This is a genomic window from Sphingosinicella humi (genome assembly GCF_003129465.1).
GTDB lineage: Bacteria > Pseudomonadota > Alphaproteobacteria > Sphingomonadales > Sphingomonadaceae > Allosphingosinicella > Allosphingosinicella humi.
In genome coordinates this window covers 785,689-806,406 of record NZ_QFFF01000001.1, presented here as the reverse complement: position 1 = coordinate 806,406, position 20,718 = coordinate 785,689, and the positions used below count along the sequence as shown (strand labels likewise).

Sequence of the window (20,718 nt, the reverse complement as noted above, 5' to 3'; positions counted from 1 at the left end):
GGCGCAGCCTGCCAGCGACGAGGTGAGACGGTCGGAGGCCGGCCGGCCCTCCGGCGCGGCGCGGGTCGCGTCAGAAACGGAATGGCACGCGGACGCTGAGCACCATGTCCGGAGCGTCGCTCGTCATCCCGACGCCGAGATTGGTGAGCAGCGCGATCTTCTCGGAAAGGGAGAATGTCGCGCCGACATTGAAAATGCCGACATTGGACTGACTGCCAATGATGAACTGGCTGCGTCCGCCATCCCGCTGGATCCTGGCGCGCTCGCCGAAGCGCTGGGTGAAGGAGAGGCTGAGGCTGGATCGCTCGTTGAGGGCGAAGGCGACGCCGGCGCCATATTGGATGGCATCGCCGATCTTGGTTTTGCCGGGCTGGTCGCCAAGGGCTTCATCGATGTCGCGGAAATGCTCGCTGAAATTATAGAAATAGGTGAGGCTGCCGAAGACGACCATCGGGTCGAGCGTTTTCAGCACGGAGATGCCGGCCGAAGCGCCCCATACCCCGCTTCCGGTGGACAGGCGTTCGGGCACCTTGAGATTGCCGGCTGTACCGGGGATCTCGACCAGCTCGACGCCGAAGGGATGCTGACCCGTCGGCGCCTTGACCCTCGCGTTGAGGACGATGTCCGGACGCCGGAACGTCTCTCTCAGCAGCCGATAGCTCGCGCCCACGCTGATGTCGCCGATCCCTGATTCGGTGACGTCCACTTCCGCGGTGCCGGAGGCGCTTCCGCCCGCACCGGCGGATTGGAAGTTGGAATGGCGGAAGAGATAAGGGACGCTCACATCGAACTGGAGCCGATCCGTGAGGCCGTAGCGAGCGACGAATTCCGACGTGATGACGTCCGCGGTGATCTCGTCGAGGCTGATGCGGCCCAGGAAGATGGCGTCGAGGGCCAGGAAGCCGCTGAGGTTGATCTGGGCGTCGTCGAAATGCGAGTAGGTGACGCCGGCTTCGAAACTGAGCCGATCGCCGAAAATGCCTTGTTCCACCTCGGCGACGGTCTCCACCGCTTCTGAGGGCGCCGGCGTCTTACGGGTTGGCTCTTCGACCGGGTCCGCGGTGCCGGCGTCCGGTGGCACTTCCATTTGAAGGGCTACCGTGTCCCCATAACGGCGCGGCTCGAGGGAGCGGGGATCGCCGCGGCCGCGAAGGGCCGCCTGATCCTCATCGGAAAGAAGGTCGGCATCCTGAGTTCCCAGACCGGCGGCGGCCTCCAGCGCCTCCAGCCGGTCTTCAAGCGCTTCGATCCGGGCCTGAGATTCCGCATTGCGGACCTGCATCTCCTGCAATTGTTGCCGAAGATCCTCCCCCACGGCTGAAACTATTTGCGCTTCGGCGGGGGCGGCGAATGTAAGTGCGAGGGGTAGGGCAGCTGACAACAGGAACCTGGATGACCGACGCATGCGCACCCCCCACTATCACTTATTTTATTATCTAATCGCCCTGGTTCCTATAGTCTTATCTTCGCCTCATGGGTTCAGGAGCACCCACAAAGTAGCCGCGTCGGGTATACCATTGGGCTGCAGCTTTGCCAAACGCTGAAATTCAGTCAGCGCAGCCTTCGTTTCGGCCGAGAACTTGCCGTCGACTTCGCCATGATACAGTCCCTTCCGGGACAGTTCGGTCTGCGCCCGCTTCAAGACTGTCTCGTAGAGGAGGGCGTTGTCGGCTCCCGCGCCAACCTCGACCATCTTGGAGAAGTCCGCCAGTCGAAACGGCTTCATCGCGAGGACCAGTTTCTGCGCCACCATGGCGAGCGCATCCTTCGCATTCTTCTCCTTCTGACAATGTTTGTAGAGGATGAGCGCGAACGCGTTGGCGTTGTGCCAGGGCGTAAGGTCGAACGTATTGGGTTCATAGCGGTTCGCCGCCGTAAGATAGCCTTCGATGAAGCCGACATAGCGCGCATAGGCTTCGGACTTCTCGGCCCGCGCCTTCACGAAGGCAGGACAGAGCGCGCGTCCCGCCTCTTCGACCGCGAAGACGCCGTCCTGCGTGCCGGCCCGCGCCGCCGACGCCCAGCCCAGCAATCCCAGGCAGATCGCCAGGGTCAGCCCCCCATTCACAACTCGCCTGTCCGTCATGTCTTCCCTCCGCCGCTCGCTGTTCAGAATCCGCGTCCCTTCATCGCGGCCAGGGCAGTCTGCGTCCGGACCGCATCCGCCTGCATCAGCTCGTTAAGGCCGACGGTGATGCCGATGTTGTTGTGGATGCTGTTGAAATCGCTCGCCAGGAGGACATGCTGGGCTGCCTGGCTGAAGTGTCCATCGATTCCTTGCCGCACGGCGTCCGGTCCCTGGCCGCTGGACATCGCCAAGGTGAGCGAATTGGACCCGAGCAGCACATGGACCGAGTCTCCGTCGGAGAAGGTTTCCGACGCGCTGCCGGTCACTTCGGTCAGACCGTCGGCCTGCAACGTCGGCAGCGAGCTCGCGGGCACGACCGCGATCTGCATGTCGTTGCGAACCTGGTTGTCGGAGCCGCTGATATTCTGGCTCTGCACCGCGCCCTGCACAGTGCCTAAGCCGCCGACCTGAAGACCGCCCGAACCGGTGTCGATCGCGACATAATCGTCCTGTGCCGCGGGGCCGAAGGTCGTCACGTCCATCGCGGGATCGCCGCACCCGTCGCAGTCGCGGCTCCATCCCACGAGCAGCCGCGGCGTGGCGCTCTCCGCCTGGGCCCCCAGCGAGGCGAAATCGACGCTGAACAGGACCGTCGCATAGGTCGTGACCCCGTCGGTGCCTTGCCAGCTCGTCTGCAATTGCAGCCCGAAGAAGGAGACCCCTTCGGAGTTGATGAACTTGCCGCGCATCTCGGCCAGCTCGGCGTCGGGAACCTTCACGCCTATGCTCTCGATTCCGGTCGAAAGCGGCGCGAAGCCGGTGACAAGGGGATAGCTGCTCGCGAGACACAGCACCGCCAGCGCTTTCGAGGGGACGCTGGACCAGGGCGAAGGCCGATCCGATCGCCTTTCGAAGCCGGTCATGATCCCGTTCCTTTCATAGCACGAAGTTGAACGCCGGTCCGAAGCCGAAATCGTAAACCTCGGCATTGGCGACGGGCGATCGCATCTCGAACAGGCGACGCGCCGACAGGGGCGGCGGCGGATCCATCAGCACCGTGTCCGGGTTGAAGCCCTCGCCGACGATGACGAAAACGACGCGGTTCCACGCCTTTTCGAAATCGCCGCGTCCCATCACCCGATTTCCGAGCGCCGGATCGGCAAGGTGGATCCGATCGTCCTCCGCCTTACGGACGACGACGAAATGCTTGTAATTCTTGATGTTGAGCAGAACGATCGCGGGCACCTTGAGCTGGCGAAGCGCCTGATAGGGCACTTCATAGCCTTCGCTCGTCATGCCGATCGCGTTGGTGTAATTCTTCATGTCGAGCAGCGAGAAGCCTTTCTCGCGCACGACGTCCGGGTCGGCGACCTTGAGCATGTTGACGAGGACTTGCTGCTCGCTCGTGTCGCGCCCGTAGGCATAGTTGAAGATCGTCGCGAGAGCCGCGGCACCGCAGCTGAAGTCGGTCTGCTGCCGGACGAGGTTGGTGAATTTGAGTTCTTTCCAGCTCTTGACCGGCTTGGCGAAGGTCTGGCGACCTTCGGCGACCTGCCCCATCCAGATCCGGGCATCCCCCGGCGGCGCGGTCATGCAGCCTGACGTGGCGCACGCAAGCAACAGAGCGGTCGCCGACACGAGCCGAGGCCTGGAACGAGAAAAGGTCTCGCTGATCCGCATAAGGTCATCCCTGAAAAAGAGTGAGGGAAGCCGGAGGGGGGGCACGGCTTCCCTCTAGTGGGGCGGGCGCTTTACTGCGGTCCGCCGCCGTTTCCGCCGTTTCCGCCGTTGCCGTTGTCACCGCCGCCAGAGGAGAAGGCGATGGCCAGCGAGTTGATCTGCTGGTTGCCGACGCCGGCCGCCAGGTTAACGCCGAGGTTGCCGGTATTGTTGGTGATCGTCGCCGTTCCGGTGAGGTTCTGGCTGTCGACCGCCATGACCGTGTTGCCCAGGCTGGCCTGGATCACCGCGGCGCTGGCCTCGGCCATGGAGGCGTTCGACGCAGACGCGATGGCAAGCGCGTTCTTCTGCTGGTTGAAGGCACCGGCCGCCACGTTGACGCCGAGATTACCGGTGTTGCCGCCGATATTCGGCGAGCCGGCAATGTTGCGGTCGCGGAAGTCGTTGTCCGGATCGAACGTCTCCTCGTCCTCGTTGGTGTCCTCGAGGTTCGGGCCGTAATAGTTGCCGAGCGAGCCTTGAGCCGCCGTTATCGACGCTTCGGCCATGCCGCCCGAATCTTCCTCGGCGTCGGAGGCGTCGAAATCGGAGGCCGCGATCGCCGCGACATTCTCCTGCTGGTTGTAGTAACCGGCAGCGGCGTTGACGCCGGCATTGCCGTCGCCATTGGTGACAGCGAGGTCGCCGACGACGTTGATGATCGGCGAGAAGTGGCCGACATCGGATTCGCCATTGTCCGCGACGCCGTCATTGTCGTCGTCGAGATCGCCGAAATAGTCGGCGTCGTCGTCGATGGTGCCGGAGACGCCGCCCTCGGTGTCGGGGTTGCCGTCATTCAGCTCACCTTGGCTGTTCTCATCGACGGTTTCGCTGAAACCACCCGTCTGGGTTTCCTCGCGGAAGGTGACGGCATTTTCGATCAGCAGCTGCTTGTTGTCGACCACGGCGACCGCGGCGCTGTTGACGTCGATGTCGCCGTCGAGCTCGATTTCGCCCGCAAGCGTCACGTCCTTGGTGAAGGCGACATCCGTCACCACACTGGTGTCAATGTTGTTAGCGTAGTTGATGTCGACTCTGCCGTTGTCCAGTTGAGCATTTGCCGCTGAGGTGAACGCCACGGCAGCCGTGGCGATGCCTGTCATTAGCCATACCTTGCGCATTTTCTCTTCTCCCTAATGAACGGGCCCTTCCGGCCCCGCTAATTCGCGCCGCCCTGGATGGAGAGCGCGAAAACGTTGGCGGAAGTGTTCCTTTCGCCCCCGACAAGGTTCACCTGCACGAGTCCGCTGCTGCCCTCGAATGCGCCCGGGCTGATCCCGGTCACGGCCGCGGGCGGCGCGGTCTCGGCAAGCTCGCCGATCGGCTGTTGCGAGGCGCGGGTCTGACTGAGCGCGGTTTCGGTCGCGACCTGCCCCTCGGATCCCAATGCGATAAGCGCCAGATTGGCCTGTTGATTGTCAGAGCCGCTGGCGACGTTGACGGCGATGCGGCCGCTGCTGTTGGCGAACGCGCCGCCTTCGATCAGCGACGTGACCCGGCCGCCCCGGCCCCTGGAGGTCTCGTCCAGACGCTGAATGAGGACGCCGGTCGCGATGCCGGTGCCGCCAAGAGCGATGGCGGCGCCATTGGCCTGCTGGTTGTTGTTGCCGGCGGCTGCGTTAACTCCGATGTTCCCGGCGGAGCCTTGATGGTCTTGGCCGCCGATGATCGCGGAATTCTCCGGTTGAGCGAGCACCGCCTCGCGGGGGAGAGCGAGCGTGGCGAATGCCGCCGCCGACAACAAGGTGAGACGGCGCAGCGATGCCGCCGTCGGAAGGTGGTGGTCCGGCATCAGTGGCCCCCGCCCGGCAGGTTCGCCAGCGGCGCCATCGCGCCCTCAAGGGCGCCCATGCCGGCGTCGACGACGCCGGTGAGGGCGCCCGTGGCCCCGCCCATGGCCTCACCGAAGGCGCTTCCCGGCGCGAACTGCGGGTCCGCAGCGCCCCGTGTCAGCGCCCCGGAAAGAGATGCGTTGAGCGTCACGTCGATCGTGCGCGCCGCCGAGGACAAAGTGGTGTCGAACGGAAGGTCGGCCCCCATGGTCGCGCTTTCGACGTCGCTGATCGGAATGAGCTCGTCGATCTGGTCCGTGAAGGCTTCCACGCCAGGATCCGTCCTGGCAAAAGTCACGATGCCCGGCTCATAGGCCTTGGCCATGTTGCGGTGCGGGACGTCGCGCTCGATGGTGATCGATCCCGGAGGCGCTACAGTTGTCTGGCCGGAGGACTTGTCATCCTTCGCCCCCTGCGCATGTGCCGGGGTGACGACCAGCAGCGCGGCCAAGGTCGAGCTCAGCACGAACAGCGAACGGCCGCCCGCGGACCGGGCACGCAGCATCGAACGGAGAAGGATGATCCCCACGACGTCCTCCCTGTTTTTCATGCATCAGGACAATAACAGCCATTGTCGAAAGCCCTTGCGGACTCCCGCATTATTACGGTCTGATGTGAAATGGTCCTGACGCTTACATTTGGAACTGTATCGGTGATTTGGCCGAGTCGCGTCACAATTTGTGGTGAGGCAAGTTTAATGGCGGGCCATAGTGAGTTTGCGAGCCGTCATCAAAGCCATTGCAGACGCGCTGCTGCCGCAGCGCTGCAGCCGCCCGGCTCTCCTTGAGAGCCGGTGACGAGCGCCAAGGGATGGGAGCAATTTCAGTTCAGGCGGTATGGCGCCAGCCGGTGCCACATCTGATCGCGCGACGAGACATTGAGCTTGTCATAGGCATGGCGGATATGGGTCCTGATCGTGTCGAGCGACAGGCCGTGGGCCTCCGCGATCTGCTCCGCGCTCAGGCCGGCCAGCAGGGACCTCACAACCTGATTTTCTGCCTTGGTGAGGTGAAAGGCCTGCTTGAGATCGGCCCAGCGGGGGCTGAAGCCGCGGCCGACGATCCGGATGGCAAGTCCGATGAGCGTCTTGCCTTGGCGTTCGCAGATCTTGGAGGCCTGGACAATGAGGTGCCCGCCATGGCTTCCTTTCAGACCCAGGGACTCCAGCCCGGTCCTGGACTCGATCAGCTCTTCGAACGCCGGAAGATCATCGGCGTTGGCAGGTTCCACTCGACTATCGCGCAGCCTCAGCCCGCCGCCCGGCTTCAAAACCGTCCGCCCCCGCTTGTCGGCGCAAATCAGTGTCCGCGTTTCGTCGATCACGAGCCGCGCCCGATCGTCGAGAGCGCTCCAGCATCTGAGCCAGTCTTCCGGAGCGATCGACTCCAGGATCCGGTCATGGTCGGACTGCGCGGCTGGCGGCGAATGAACAGCGGTAATCGTCCAATCGTCTGCGATGCCAGCGTCTGATCCTGCTCCAAAGAAAATCCTTCGATTGGCCATAGCAACGTCCTCCCACCCGAGCGATTCAGCCAAGGCGCACTTGCAAGCTAAGCTACAAATTGAACGTCGGTCAGAATGTTGGCCGAAGTGAACAGGTTACCACAATCCAGAGGCAGGAGGAATAGGCGCCTGTCCCGGGCTGTTAACGCGATCGACTGGCAACCGAGGCAACAGACTTGCGCTCAGACGAAAAAATTGGGCGAGACACGGTGGAGAGTCTGGAAACAGCCTCATGGAAACGGCTGAGTTCGTTGAGAGTTCAATGGCCTATAAGCCGGACGATTTTCAGGAGATAGTCACTGCCTGGCCAGAAGGGCAAGCTCAACGACAAGAAGTCATCAGATACTAAGGAGAGGAGGCCGTTTCACATGCCGAAAGCGGCTATTCTAGACAATATTCTGTGCCCCGGCCCCAGGTTTTGGGCGATCGACGTCGCGTCCCGCAACGCGCTTCGCGCGAAGGACAGGCGCGAGATGCTCCAGGCTGGGTTGAGACTTGTAGATCTTAGTCGTTGGCGGCGGAAAAGAGTTCCGGTTCCAGGCGCCCGACCAGCCGGTCCTGCTGCCAGACTTCGATCACCTCGGAGCGTTGGAGTCGTCGCGCATGCTGTAGGGCGCCGTCATCGTTGAAGAAGCCAAATTCACGAACGCGATTGTTCTTGCGATCCGATCCGATGCGGCTGAATCGGTACATCGGCATAGTCCAGCCCCTTGTTTATTTAACTTACGCTCGCTTGGCAGCGACAGGGGTTATAGTGCGAAAGCCCGCACCCGCGTCAATGGGCATCCACCCGCACGTCCGAACGGCGCGCCGATTTTATGGAGTTGGTGGCCAATTTGCAGCTTGCGGATATATCGGCTCGGATGGTCGACATGACAGGGGGCGTGGGAGAGACATGAACGCCAAGCGTTTGACTCGCCGTGCCGTTCAAAAGCCCTGGGGTCGCCCTGATCTGCCGGCATGCTTCGCGTCAATGGCAGAGGGGACGCAGCCGATCGGCGAAATCTGGTTCGAGGACGGCCCCGTTCCGCACCGGCCGCTGCTCGTCAAATATCTCTTCACCTCCGAGCGGCTGTCGATCCAGGTTCATCCGGGGGAAGAGGCTGGCCGGAAAGCCGGCCATTCCGGGGGCAAGGACGAGGCTTGGTTCATCACCCAGGCGGAGGAGGATGCCGTGCTCGGGCTCGGCCTCACGAACAGCATCTCGCGGGCCGCGCTGCGCCAGGCGGCGGTGGATGGGTCGATCATGGATCTCGTCGACTGGCGGCCGGCCGCGGCGGGCGACTTCTACTATTCGCCGGCCGGCACCGTTCACGCGTTGGGAGCTGGCCTCGTGCTAATCGAAGTGCAGCAGAATGTCGACGCGACCTACAGGCTATACGACTATGGCCGCGAGCGGGAACTCCACCTCGACCAAGCCGTGGCGGTGGCCAACCCGGCCCCGTTCAAGCCTTTGGGCACCGGCCGCGACCTGGGCGGCGGGCGTGCCGTCCTGATCGATGGAGGCGCTTTCGTCGTCGAACGCTGGAGCCACGGAGCGAGCGGCCTGCTGGAGGCGAGCAAGGCCATGCCGGTCTGGATCATTCCGCTGGCCGACGGCGGCGACATCGACGGTAAGCCGTTCCGGGCGGGGCATGTCTGGATAGCGGACGGGCGCGCCGGGGTGGATGTTGGCCAGGGCGACATCCTGGTCGCCTATGAAGCGGGGCGCCATGTTCCGGGGCTGATCGGCTAGCGCGAGCCGGGGTTCGCGTCAGGGGAGCGCTTGGCCAGGAGGTCGGCGATTTCCCTTACCCTCTGGCTCTCGCCGCGCGGCAGGACGAGAACGGACCCATCGCTGACCAGGATCAGCAGGTCCCGGACTCCAATGGCGGCGACAGTCGGTCCGTCGGAATGGATCAACGAGCCTTCCGTGCCGAGCGCCAGGACGTCGCCGGAGAGGGCATTCCCCTCAGCATCCTTGCCGCTGAACTCATAGACCGCATCCCAGCTGCCGATATCGGACCAGCCCATCTCGACCGGGACCACGGCCGCGCGCTCGGTCTTCTCGATGACGGCATAGTCGATCGAGAGGGAAGGGGAGGCGCCGAAGGCTTCGGGGTCGGGGCGGATATGGATGCCGTCCTTCCGGGCAAGCTCAAGCGAGCTTTGGGCGGCCACCGCTATCGCAGGCGCGTGGCGCGCCAGCGCGGCGAGATAGTCGCCAGCGCGGAACAGGAAGATGCCCGCATTCCACGAATATCCGCCTTCAGCCAGATAGGCTGTCGCCCGTTCCAGCTCCGGCTTCTCGACGAAGGCGTCCACAACATGCACGCCCTCGGACAGCCTCTCGCCGATCCGAATATAGCCATAGCCGTTTTCCGGCCGTGTCGGCTCGATGCCGAAGGTGACGATCCGGCCATCGAGGGCGGCGGGAAGGGCGAGGTCCACGGCCCGCCGGAAAGGCTCTGCCCGTTCCACGAGATGGTCGCTGGGCATTACCAGCAGCGCCGTCTCTGGCGCGACGCTGGCCGCGGCGAGCGCGATCGCCGGTGCCGTATTGCGGCTGGCCGGCTCGACGATCATCGTCGCCGGTGCGGCGCCCGCCTCGACAAGCTGATTCTCGACCTGCCGCGCATGCAGAGTGCCGCAAACGACAATCGGTGCGGCGTAGCGCGTGCGGTCGCTCACCCGGTCGGCGGTAAGCTGGAGCATGCTCTTGTTGCCGACCAGGGGCAGCAGCGGCTTCGGCTGTTCCGGGCTGGAAAGCGGCCATAAGCGCTGTCCGGCGCCGCCGCACAGGATCACCGGATGAATCAGCGCACTCGCCACGGCCCACCGCTCCCCTTGCCGGTCATGCCAGCGCCGCCTGCACCGGCCCCGCCAGCTCCGGCGGGCAGATCAGCAGGTCCGGCAGGCGCGGGTCGGGCCGGTTATATTCGAGCGGCGCCCCGTCGAGGCGGGTGGCGTTGAGGCCGGCCGAAAGCGCGACGGCGGCGGGCGCGCAATTGTCCCACTCATATTGGCCGCCGGCGTGTAGATAGACGTCGCCGGTGCCGAGCAGGACCGCCATCGCCTTGGCCCCCGCCGAACCCATCGGCACCAGCTCCGCCTCGAGCGCCGCCGCGACCCGGTCGGCCTCGACCGGCGGGCGGGTGCGACTGACGAGAAGGCGCAGCGGCCCCGACGGCGCCTGCGGCACGGCGGGAGGTGCGTCCGATCGGAAGAGGACGCCTTGCGCGGGCAGGGCGACGGCCCCGACGGCTGGTTCGCCGTTGATGCTGAGCGCGATATGGACCGCCCAATCGGCGCGGCCTTCGCAATATTCCCGGGTGCCGTCGAGCGGGTCGATGATCCAGACACGCTTGTGGGTCAGGCGTTCCGGGGTGTCGACGCTCTCTTCGGAGAGGATGCCGTCATGGGGACGCTGGGCGCGCAGGGCGTCGAGAATATAATGGTTGGCGATCCTGTCGCCGGCGATGCCGAGCGAGCGCCCGTGCAGCAGGCCGGCCTTCCGGATCGCCAGCAGGATCTCGCCCGTCGACTTCGCCAGCACGGCGGCGAGCTCCGCATCGGTCATGCGAGCAGCCTGTCGACGATGAGGTCCGCCGCCTGCTCCGCGGACAGACGGGTCGTGTCGATCCTTATCTCAGCCTGCTCGGGCGGCTCGTAGGGACTGTCGATGCCGGTGAAGTTGCTGAGCTGGCCGCGGCGGGCCTTTTTGTAGAGGCCCTTTTCGTCGCGCCTTTCCGCGTCGGCGAGCGGGGTGTCGACGAATATCTCCATGAACTCCCCTTCCTTCATCATCTCGCGCACCATGCGGCGTTCCGCGCGGAAAGGCGAGATGAAGGCGCACAGCACGATGAGGCCGGCATCGCTCATGAGCTTCGCCACTTCGCCGACACGGCGGATATTCTCGACGCGGTCGACGTCGGTGAAGCCCAGATCCTTGTTGAGGCCGTGGCGGACATTGTCGCCGTCGAGCAGGAAGGTGTGCCGTCCAAGGCCGTGCAGCTTCTTCTCGACCAGATTGGCGATGGTGGACTTGCCGGCACCGGAGAGGCCGGTGAACCACAGCACGCGCGGCTCCTGGTTCTTGAGGCGGGCATGGGCCGCCCGATCGACCTCGAGATGCTGCCAATGGATGTTGTGCGCGCGCCTCAGCGCGAAATGGATCATGCCGGCGCCGACGGTGGCGTTGGTCAGGCGGTCGATGAGGATGAAACCGCCAAGATCGTGGTTCTCCCCATAGGGTGCGAAGGGGAGCGGACGGTCGGTGGAGAGGGTGGCGACGCCGATGCCGTTCAGCGACAGCGTCTTCGCCGCGCGCCGCTCGAGTGTATTGACGTTCACCTCATGCTTGAGCTCGTTGACCGAGGCTGTCACCGTCGCCGCGCCGATCTTCAGCCAATAGGCGCGGCCGGGGAGCAGCGGCTCCTCTCCAAGCCAGACGAGGGTCGCCTCGAACTGATCGGCGATCTCGGGCGGAGCGTCGGCGGCCGCGATCAGGTCGCCGCGTGAGCAGTCCAGCTCATCCGCCAGGGTGAGGGTGACCGACTGGCCGGCGACGGCGCAATTAAGATCGCCGTCCATGGTGACGATACGGCCGATCGTCGACGTGCGACCGGAAGGAACAAGGCGTACCGCGTCGCCCGGTCGCGCCGTGCCGCTGGCGACCAGGCCGCTGAAGCCGCGGAACTCATGGTTGGGTCGGTTCACCCATTGCACGGTCATGCGAAAAGGCGCGGAGCGAAGCGCGTCCTGGTCAAGCGGAACCGTTTCGAGATGATCGAGGAGGGCGGGGCCGTCGTACCATGGCATCGCATTGGATAGGGCGGTGACATTGTCGCCCCTGAGGCCCGACACGGGGATGGCCACGAACGGGTCGATGCCTATCTCTTTCGCGAAGGCGCGGTAGTCGGCGACGATCTCTTCGAACCGGGCCCGGTCATAATCGACCAGGTCCATCTTGTTCACGGCCAGCACGACGTTGCGGATGCCGAGGAGGCTGGCGAGATAGCTGTGCCGCCGCGTCTGCGTCAGCACGCCCTTGCGCGCGTCGATGAGGATGACGGCGAGCTCGGCGGTGGAGGCGCCCGTCACCATGTTGCGCGTATATTGCTCGTGGCCGGGCGTATCGGCGACGATGAACTTGCGCTTGTCGGTGGCGAAAAAGCGATAGGCGACGTCGATGGTGATGCCCTGCTCGCGTTCCGCGGCAAGGCCGTCGACGAGAAGGGCGAAATCGATCTCCTGACCCTGCGTCCCATGCCGCCGGGAATCCGCCTCGAGGGCAGCGAGCTGGTCCTCGAAGATCATCCGGGAATCGTAGAGAAGCCGGCCAATCAGCGTCGACTTGCCGTCGTCGACGCTGCCGCAGGTGATGAAGCGGAGCAGGCTCTTGCGCCTGTGCCGTTCCAGATAGGCGCCGATGTCCAGATCGATCAGATCCGTCGTCCCCTGAAGCTTAAGGGTCATCAGAAATAGCCCTCCTGCTTCTTCTTCTCCATGCCGGCGTCCTCATCCTTGTCGATGGCGCGCCCCTGTCGCTCCGAGGTCGTGGCGAGCAGCATCTCGCGGATGATCTCGGGAAGGGTTGCGGCGCTGCTCTCGATGGCGCCGGTAAGGGGATAGCAGCCGAGCGTCCGGAATCGGATCGATCGGGTCACCGGCTCCTCGCCGTCTTTCAAGCGGAAGCGTTCATCGTCCACCATGAGGATGAGGCCGTCTCGCTCGACGGTCGGACGGGGCGCGGCGAAATAGAGCGGCACGATCGGGATGTTCTCCAGATGGATATATTCCCAGACGTCGAGCTCGGTCCAGTTGGAGAGCGGGAACACGCGGATGCTCTCGCCCTTGGATTTGCGGGCATTGTAGAGGCGCCAAAGCTCCGGCCGCTGATTTTTCGGGTCCCAGCGGTGGTTGGCGGAGCGGAAGGAGAAGATCCGCTCCTTGGCGCGGCTCTTCTCCTCGTCCCGTCGCGCACCGCCGAAGGCCGCGTCGAAGCCATGTCGGTCGAGCGCCTGTTTGAGGCCTTCCGTCTTCCACATGTCGGTATGGAGCGGCCCATGATCGAACGGGTTGATGCCCTGGGTTTCGGCCTCGGGATTGCGATGGACGATAAGCTCCATGCCCGCTTCGCGCGCCATGCAGTCGCGCATCTCGTACATGGCCCGGAATTTCCAGGTCGTGTCGACATGGAGCATCGGAAAGGGCGGCGGGGCCGGATAGAAAGCCTTGCGGGCAAGATGCAGCATGACCGCGCTGTCCTTGCCGACGGAATAAAGCATCACCGGCCGCGCCGCCTCGGCGACCACCTCGCGAAAGATATGGACGCTCTCCGCCTCCAGCCGATGGAGATGGGTGAGACCGCTGCTGGGAGAGGTCGTGAACGTCTCTGCCTTCAAGCCTTCCGCTCCAAGGGTCGGCCCGGGCATATGCTCACCGCAGCCCGCGCTAGGGTCGAACCAACAGGATAAATGATCGTGTTTCCTCTGACCAGAAGACGTGAAGAGATGGCCGGACCTCGTGTGCAGCCGGGTGGCTGCCACAAGCCTTGACAGTAGCATAGCTCCCGTCCCGTTCACCAGGAGGACCGCATCCCATCGAAACCGGCGGGTGATGTCGATAAGTTAATTCTTCATCATTGGCTGCTACACCCTTGCCAGCGGGCGAGGGGCGGCATCGGATAGTGAAGGTCCTGAGCGTTTTCGGAACGAGGCCGGAGGCGATCAAGATGGCGCCTGTCGCCTTGGCGCTCGCTGATGATAGCCGTTGGCAGCATTCCTCTTTCATGGCGATACCAGCACCTCGATTGCGGCGCGTTTGCGGCCTTTGACGCGGCATCCGGTCGGCATTGTCGAGGCTTTATTGGGGCGCGCAACCTAATATCGCCCTGGCCGGAAGAAGCCAGCCGCCAAGTGGCCGTTGACGCCGCACTGATCGCAGACGTCATTGCCTTCCTCACTGTCCCAGGCGCCTCCTGCTCCGAGCCCACTTCTGAACAAGAGATTTCCCCCTACGAAAACCCGGAGTCCGGAGACTTTATCGGAGGTCTGCTCCCGCTTGCGCGGCGGCCGGAGCATGATGCAGATGGCCGGCGGCGTGTGGCAAAAAACCATCACTGTAGGGTCACCATGTGCGGGTCTGCAGAGCTAGCCAGGCTGGGATTTAGAGAGAAACACATGATCGGGCTTTGACAGACTGTGTCGCAAAGCTATCAGGGCGGTCAATGTAAGGGGATAGAGCCCCAGTGGGCCAGCAATTATGAATGAGCAGCAGCTGCCGGATCAGGGCACGACTTCGCTAATAGATCGATTGCGGGTGCTTCCTCGCCATTGGAAAATACTGATCGTCGTCGGCTTCGACTGCACCGCATGTGTAATGTCGATGTTGCTTTCGGTTTACCTGCGTGTTGGGCACATCCCTCGGATCACGCCTGCTGTCGCAGTCGCTACCCTAGTCGCCGTGCTCATGAGCGTTCCGACGTTGGCGATGGTGGGCTGCTATAAGGCTGTGTTCCGACACATCGGCTCGGCGGCTGTCGTTCGGATTGGCCGGGCGTGCGCGATATTCGCCATTCCCTACTCTACCGTTTACACGCTCTGGGGCATAGACGGCGTTCCAAGAACCGTCGGCTTGCTGCTGCCGATGATCCTGTTTCTGCTGCTCGTCGGTGGTCGGTTGCTGGGGAGTGAGATCTTCCGGCGCCATGATTGCCAGATGCCGAATGGCTCTCGTGTTCTCGTCTATGGCGCGGGAATGGCAGGGCGTCAGCTGGTCTCTGCCATCCGATCCGCGCGTGAGATGATTGTTATTGGCTATATAGACGACAATCCGGAGCTGGTGGGCAGGACGATCGACGCATTCCCGGTATATGCAATCGACCAAGTGCCCGACTTGGTGGAGCGGCGCTCGATTACTCATATCATGCTGGCTATCCCTTCGGCGGGTCGTCGTCGACGCGCCGCGATCATAGAGGCGCTGCAGCCCTTGCCGGTGAAGGTCCAATCCTTGCCAGGAGTTATGGATCTTGCGCGGGGTAAAGTCCAGGTGAGCGATCTACACGACCTGGATATTGAAGACTTGCTAGGGCGAGGAGCCGTCGAGCCGAATCACGGCCTTCTCGAGAAAAATATCCGTGGAAAGGTGGTGCTCGTCACCGGCGCCGGCGGGTCGATTGGGAGCGAGCTCTGCCGTCAGGTGCTTGCCTTTGCGCCCGAATGTCTGATACTGGTCGATAATAGCGAGTTCGCGCTCTACCAAATCAACGAGGAGCTGCGTCGGCGCATAGCAGCAGGCGAGGACGAGGTAGGAATCTTCCCTTACCTCGGTTCCGTGTTGGACCGCGCTCGGATGGACCGGCTCCTGCACTCCCGGCGCCCGCATATCATATTTCACGCGGCGGCTTACAAACATGTGCCTTTGGTTGAACATAATCCCGGGGAAGGAATTCGGGTGAACGTGTTCGGCACCCTGATCATGGCCGAATTGGCGCATCAGCATCGTGTGTCGAATTTCGTGCTGGTCTCCACCGACAAGGCTGTTCGCCCAACCAATGTCATGGGCGCAAGCAAGCGTTTGGCCGAAATGGTACTTCAGGCGCATACGGCGCGTGGCAGCGGCACACGATTTTCGATGGTCCGGTTTGGGAATGTTCTCGGTTCGAGTGGTTCAGTCGTGCCCTTGTTCCGGCGCCAAATCGCTGATGGCGGGCCGATCACCATTACACATCGTGAGATGACCCGCTATTTCATGCTAATACCCGAGGCGGCCCAGTTGGTCGTCCAGGCCGGCGCCATGGCCCAAGGCGGGGAGGTGTTCCTTCTCGACATGGGCGATCCCGTTCGCATTCGGGATTTGGCCCGGAACATGATTGAGCTTTCCGGCCTCAGCGTTCGCGACGTCGACAATCCCGATGGGGATATAGAGCTCCTGGAAATCGGTCTCAGGCCTGGCGAGAAGCTCTATGAAGAGCTGTTGATCAGCGGCGACCCGGAGCCCACTTCCCATCCTCTCATCATGAAAAGCAGAGAAACCTTCATGCCATGGGAAGATCTGGAGGTGCGGCTGGATCAACTCCAGCGGCAGCTTGCGGCGCAGGACGATAGCGGCGCCGTCGCTCTTCTCCGGCAAATCGTGCCCGATTACAGGCCCGATAAGGGTAGCCAACGCGCATCTGTGTCGGTAACGGTCGAGCTGGCGGCGGAATAATCCTAACCACAGAGCAGTCTTGACGGTCCGGGCAAACGTGAGCAGACACTTCCACGCCTCCTATCCGTTTTGGGTCACCGTGTTCTTTCTCGCTGCCGTCTTCCTGATGGGGGGCGGATCGAGAGGCGATATCCAATCGCTGGTAATCTTACGCCCCCTGACGGCGCTTTGCATCGGGATCTCACTGTTGAGCATGACCAAAGAGCAGTTGGCCGCGATACGAGTTCCGCTGCTGCTGGCCCTGCTGCTGCCTCTAGTCATGGTCATCCAGCTCATTCCCTTACCGCCGGCGATATGGACGAAGCTGCCTGGGCGCGAATTATATGCCATGGCCGCGCCTCTGGCTGGGATTGAGCAGCCATGGAGGCCGATTAGTCTCGTGCCGTATCGCACTTGGAACAGCCTGTTCGCCTGGCTCGTGCCGATTGCCATGCTCCTTCTGGTGGCGAGACTGGATCGGGAGCAGAGGTTTGCATTGCTGCCAATCTTGATCGGTCTAGGGTTCATTAGCGGAATTGTCGGGCTGGCACAGGCAATCGGCCCCTCCAACGGACCGTTCTATTTCTACGAAATCACGAATAACGGTTCGGCTGTCGGGCTGTTCTCGAACCGGAATCATCAGGCGGCGCTACTCGCCTGTCTCTTTCCGATGTTGGCAGTTTATGCATCCATCGATCACCCTTCAGTCTCGAGGGTGCGGCTGACGACGCTCCTTTGTGGTGCCGCAGCCACGTTCATTCTGCCGTTGCTTCTGGTCACCGGATCGAGGGCTGGCTTGGTGCTAGGCATGATTGGATTGGTGGCAGGCGCACTCCTGTATGGAAATCCCATGCATGGTGTAGGAAGGCTGGGGTCGAGGCGTTCTTGGAATGGTTGGCTTTTCATCGCTGGAGCGGCCATAGTACTGCTCATCGGGGTGACGGTTATGGCATCGCGAGCAACGTCCCTCCAACGACTTCTCGCTAGCGACGAAACGGAAGAGCTGCGGATTCAGTTGCTCGCACCAATCTGGGAAATGATAAAGGTTTATTTCCCAGTGGGAATTGGATTCGGCGCATTTCCCGACGTTTATAAGGTTCATGAGCCATTCGAGCTCCTGTCAACGCAGTACGTGAATCACGCGCATAACGATTTACTGGAGTTCATCCTTGAGGGCGGCCTTCCCTCTATATTTGTTCTGCTGACCGGCATTGCTTTCTGGAGCGCTGGTGCCTACCAGCTCCGCCTAGTCAACGGTGGACACCCAACCCGGACCGTTCTCTTTGCTCGTCTCGGTGCAACGATCATCCTGATTCTTGGACTCGCAAGTATTGTTGACTATCCCTTGCGTGTGCCTTCGATCTCAGCTGTTTTCGGCTTATCCATGATATGGATGTCATTCGGGCCTAAGCATCCTATACGTGGTGGGGCCGCTCTTCGGATGACGAAGTGTTCAGTGGACTCTCGAGCTTAGGAATGTCTAATGAAGTGTAAGCTTTTCATCCTGGCAGCGGCCATTATTGTGTCGTCCTGCGCCGGCCCCGGGCCGATCGGAGGGCCGGGCCTTCAAGTCACTCCTCTCGGCGAGTTGCCGCCACCCCATGGCACAGATCCTGCTTTGGAAGCGAGGCCGTACCTGATTGGTCCCTTCGACAAGTTGCAAGTGAATGTGTTCGGGGTGAAAGAGCTTACTGGCGAGGTTCAGGTGGACGGGAGCGGCCGTATCGCCCTTCCGCTGGCTGGCTCGGTTGAAGCCGCCGGCCAGACACCTGCCCAAGTTGCCGATGAGATCGCCCGGCGCCTACGGGGCGGCTACGTGCGAGACCCGCAAGTTGCTGTGAATCTGTCTGAGTCGGTCAGCCACGTCTTCACTGTCGAGGGTGAAGTGGAGAAGCCAGGAGCTTATCCCGCGGTCGGAAAAATGACGTTGCTGCGTGCCATTGCTCGTGCCGAAGGAACGACGGATTTCGCCGGCCTCGATGATGTCATCATCTTTCGTACCGTGGGCGGAGAGCGTATGGCGGGTGTGTACAACCTCGCCGCGATACGTCGCGGAAACTACGATGATCCCGAAGTGTACGCGGATGACTTGATTGTCGTGGGCGAATCTCCGACGCGCAAGATATTTCGTGACGTGCTGCAGGTCGCGCCCGCTGTGGTGACGCCGCTCGTATATATACTCACCCGATAATTGGGATGAACTTCGTGAATAATATCAATACTGCAATTATAGCAGAGCCCCTCGCGAATGGCATGGATTCTCCTGCTTGGGCAGTCAGGGTGGCTAATGAGCCTCTTCTTAGGCAATATTGGCGAGTTATCCTCAGGCGCAAATGGATCATCGGCGGTGTGATTGCGGCGTCGCTGTTGGTGGCTCTCATTGTGACGCTTTTGATGACGCCGATGTATACTGCCACAGCAACGATTGAAATCGCTCGTGAAGACGAGAATATAGTAAATATCGAAGGCATTAAAGCGGAAAGCACATCGTCTGCTGCCGATCTTGAGTTCTATCAAACGCAGTATTCCTTACTAGAAGCTCGATCACTGGCGGAGAGGGTGGCCGAAGATCTTCAACTTTCTCGAAATGCAGTGTTTTTCGAAACCTTCGGGGTAAACCCGATGGAGGGAGGCCTCTTCGGCGAAGCCAACGACCCTAATTCTCTGGAGCAGAGACGCGAGAGACAAAAAAAGGCTGTCGACGTTCTTCTCGATCATGTTGAAATATCGCCAATACGAGGTTCAAGTCTGGTCGAGGTGAGCTTCACGAGTCCTGATCCCGCTCTTTCCAGACGCATTGTAAATAGCTGGACCGAACACTTCATTGGGTCGAATCTCGATCGACGCTTCGAGGCGACATCGTACGCTCGCAAGTTCCTGGAGGACCGGCTTGAACAGTTGCGACAGAGGCTCGAGGCCTCCGAACGTCAACTCGTCGCGTATGCAGCGCAGCAAGGCATAATCAACGTTGTCTCCGAAGAGCGTGGAGCTGCCGGAAGCACGGTTCGAGAACGTTCCCTTTTAAGCGAGGAGCTGTTGAGCCTCAGCAACGAACTAGCGAAAAGCACTGCCGATCGAATTCGCGCCGGTAGTCTCGTGAATGGTGATGCGGGTGCGAGTGCCAGGGCACTCGAGAACGACGCGCTGAACATGATGCGACAAAAGCGGGCTGAGGCCGCCGCCGAATATTCGAATATGATGGCCACGTTTGGACCTGACTACCCTCCTGCCCAAGCATTGGAGCAGGAGTTGGCTGCCCTAGAGCGTAGCATAACTGCGGAAGAAGCACGCGTTGCGAAGAGCATCTCTGGCGAGTATCAAAATGCCCTGCGGCGTGAACAGGTACTAGCCAGTCGCGTTGGAGACCTAAAGAGGCAGATGATCGATTTGCAGCGTCGAAACATTCAGTACAACATCTTTCAGCGGGACGTGGATACGAACCGCGAGCTCTATAACGGGCTCCTTCAGAGGTACAAGGAAGTAGGAATCGCCGGAGGCGTCGGGACGAACAACATCTCTATCGTTGACCCCGCTATACTGCCGGAAGAGCCGTCCAGTCCCAACCTCATTCTGAACCTTCTGATGGCGCTTATCGGAGGCTGTATTGTAGCCGCGGGCATCGTCCTTGCTCTTGAGCAGATTGATGAAGCCGTGAAGGAGCCTGCGGATGTTGTGGGATCGCTAGGTACTGCCGTCTTGGGTGTTATCCCGAGTTCTGTCGGAGACCCTTTAGATTATCTCCAGGACCGCAAATCCGATATTGCCGAAGCTTATTTATCTCTGCAGACAAGTCTTCAGTTCTCCACTGACCATGGCGTACCAGGGGCTATCGCCGTTTCGAGTACAAGAGCGGCTGAAGGGAAGTCGACGACTGCTTACGCGATAGCTCAGTCGCTAGCTCGCACGGGTCGATCCGTGGTGCTGATCGACGCTGACATGAGATCGCCATCGATCGCACATATGACGAACGTGCCAAACGACAAAGGAGTCAGCAATTTTCTTGCGGGTGACGACGATCTCGATCGGTTCATCAGGAAACCTGAGGGACACGACTTCGCTGTCATCGCGGCAGGCCCGAACCCGCCAAATGCGGCTGAACTCCTGACGGGTGCTCGCTTGAACTTGCTCTTGAGCGAGTTGCTCAAGCGCTTCGACCACGTCGTTGTCGACTCGCCGCCGGTATTGGGATTGGCTGACGCGCCGCTAATTGGCAGCAAAGTTGAAGGTGTGGTCTATACTGTCGAGGCAGGCGCAGCGAGAACAAGTATGGTCAGGTCTGCGCTCAATCGTCTCGCGGCGGCAAACGCGAACGTGCTCGGGATAGTACTCACCAAGTTCGAGGCGAAGCGCGCAGGCTATGGCTATGGCTATGGCTATGACTACGGCTATGGCTACGGAAAAGACAAGGCCAACACGGCGTGATGC

General features: G+C 61.7%; 18 protein-coding genes. 5 read left to right on the top strand and 13 right to left on the bottom strand.

The features are described 5' to 3' along the window. Positions 1–70: 70 nt before the first annotated feature. From DF286_RS15080 to DF286_RS03965, 9 genes are all read right to left on the bottom strand, one after another. A complete protein-coding gene (locus DF286_RS15080; RefSeq protein WP_207790000.1) occupies positions 71–1,315 on the bottom strand; it encodes a hypothetical protein in 1,245 nt (414 codons plus the stop codon). Between the two features lie 156 nt (positions 1,316–1,471). Continuing rightward, positions 1,472–2,086 (bottom strand): peptidoglycan-binding domain-containing protein, encoded by a 615-nt coding sequence (locus DF286_RS04000; RefSeq protein WP_109270262.1) that lies wholly within the window; start codon positions 2,084–2,086, stop codon positions 1,472–1,474. Between the two features lie 23 nt (positions 2,087–2,109). Beyond that, on the bottom strand, positions 2,110–2,991 hold the full coding sequence (locus tag DF286_RS03995; protein ID WP_109270261.1) for a hypothetical protein: 882 nt from the start codon (positions 2,989–2,991) through the stop codon (positions 2,110–2,112). 13 nt (positions 2,992–3,004) lie between these two features. After that, the gene (locus DF286_RS03990) at positions 3,005–3,661 is read right to left on the bottom strand and encodes a C39 family peptidase (RefSeq protein ID WP_158274620.1); all 657 of its coding nucleotides are present in this window, start codon (positions 3,659–3,661) and stop codon (positions 3,005–3,007) included. A gap of 158 nt (positions 3,662–3,819) precedes the next feature. Further along, positions 3,820–4,890: a hypothetical protein gene (locus DF286_RS03985; RefSeq protein WP_109270259.1), complete on the bottom strand. Its 1,071-nt coding sequence runs from the start codon at positions 4,888–4,890 to the stop codon at positions 3,820–3,822. Positions 4,891–4,946: 56 nt separating this feature from the next. Continuing rightward, a complete protein-coding gene (locus DF286_RS03980; RefSeq protein WP_109270258.1) occupies positions 4,947–5,579 on the bottom strand; it encodes a hypothetical protein in 633 nt (210 codons plus the stop codon). Further along, a complete protein-coding gene (locus tag DF286_RS03975; protein ID WP_109270257.1) occupies positions 5,579–6,148 on the bottom strand; it encodes a hypothetical protein in 570 nt (189 codons plus the stop codon). Before DF286_RS03975 ends, DF286_RS03980 begins: the two co-directional genes overlap by 1 nt. A gap of 293 nt (positions 6,149–6,441) precedes the next feature. Beyond that, positions 6,442–6,942: a helix-turn-helix transcriptional regulator gene (locus tag DF286_RS03970; protein WP_158274619.1), complete on the bottom strand. Its 501-nt coding sequence runs from the start codon at positions 6,940–6,942 to the stop codon at positions 6,442–6,444. A gap of 684 nt (positions 6,943–7,626) precedes the next feature. Beyond that, entirely contained in the window at positions 7,627–7,821 is a 195-nt protein-coding gene (locus tag DF286_RS03965; RefSeq protein ID WP_146193556.1) for a hypothetical protein, read from the bottom strand. A gap of 274 nt (positions 7,822–8,095) precedes the next feature. Here DF286_RS03965 and DF286_RS03960 point away from each other — a divergent pair, with 274 nt between their 5' ends. Then, positions 8,096–8,857: a class I mannose-6-phosphate isomerase gene (locus DF286_RS03960; RefSeq protein WP_243444709.1), complete on the top strand. Its 762-nt coding sequence runs from the start codon at positions 8,096–8,098 to the stop codon at positions 8,855–8,857. Here the strand turns inward: DF286_RS03960 and DF286_RS03955 are convergent. Genes DF286_RS03955 through cysD form a run of 4 tightly spaced genes read right to left on the bottom strand, consistent with a single transcriptional unit; the run spans position 8,854 to position 13,508 of the window. After that, entirely contained in the window at positions 8,854–9,933 is a 1,080-nt protein-coding gene (locus tag DF286_RS03955; RefSeq protein WP_109270253.1) for a mannose-1-phosphate guanylyltransferase/mannose-6-phosphate isomerase, read from the bottom strand. The two genes, DF286_RS03960 and DF286_RS03955, sit on opposite strands and share 4 nt — an antisense overlap. A gap of 22 nt (positions 9,934–9,955) precedes the next feature. After that, entirely contained in the window at positions 9,956–10,681 is a 726-nt protein-coding gene (locus DF286_RS03950) for a 3'(2'),5'-bisphosphate nucleotidase CysQ (RefSeq protein WP_109270252.1), read from the bottom strand. Next, the gene (cysN, locus tag DF286_RS03945; RefSeq protein WP_109270251.1) at positions 10,678–12,579 is read right to left on the bottom strand and encodes a sulfate adenylyltransferase subunit CysN; all 1,902 of its coding nucleotides are present in this window, start codon (positions 12,577–12,579) and stop codon (positions 10,678–10,680) included. Before cysN ends, DF286_RS03950 begins: the two co-directional genes overlap by 4 nt. Next, a complete protein-coding gene (gene cysD, locus DF286_RS03940; protein ID WP_243444708.1) occupies positions 12,579–13,508 on the bottom strand; it encodes a sulfate adenylyltransferase subunit CysD in 930 nt (309 codons plus the stop codon). Before cysD ends, cysN begins: the two co-directional genes overlap by 1 nt. Positions 13,509–14,367: 859 nt before the next feature. Between cysD and DF286_RS03935 the strand changes: the two genes are divergently transcribed. The 4 genes from DF286_RS03935 (at position 14,368) to DF286_RS03920 (ending at position 20,715) form a co-directional block, all read left to right on the top strand. Further along, complete coding sequence (locus DF286_RS03935) at positions 14,368–16,314, top strand: polysaccharide biosynthesis protein (protein ID WP_109270249.1); 1,947 nt, start codon at positions 14,368–14,370, stop codon at positions 16,312–16,314. 193 nt (positions 16,315–16,507) lie between these two features. Next, a complete protein-coding gene (locus DF286_RS03930; RefSeq protein WP_243444844.1) occupies positions 16,508–17,767 on the top strand; it encodes an O-antigen ligase family protein in 1,260 nt (419 codons plus the stop codon). Between the two features lie 9 nt (positions 17,768–17,776). Next, a complete protein-coding gene (locus DF286_RS03925) occupies positions 17,777–18,484 on the top strand; it encodes a polysaccharide biosynthesis/export family protein (protein WP_146193554.1) in 708 nt (235 codons plus the stop codon). 14 nt (positions 18,485–18,498) lie between these two features. Further along, entirely contained in the window at positions 18,499–20,715 is a 2,217-nt protein-coding gene (locus DF286_RS03920) for a GumC family protein (protein WP_207789999.1), read from the top strand. Positions 20,716–20,718 lie beyond the last annotated feature (3 nt).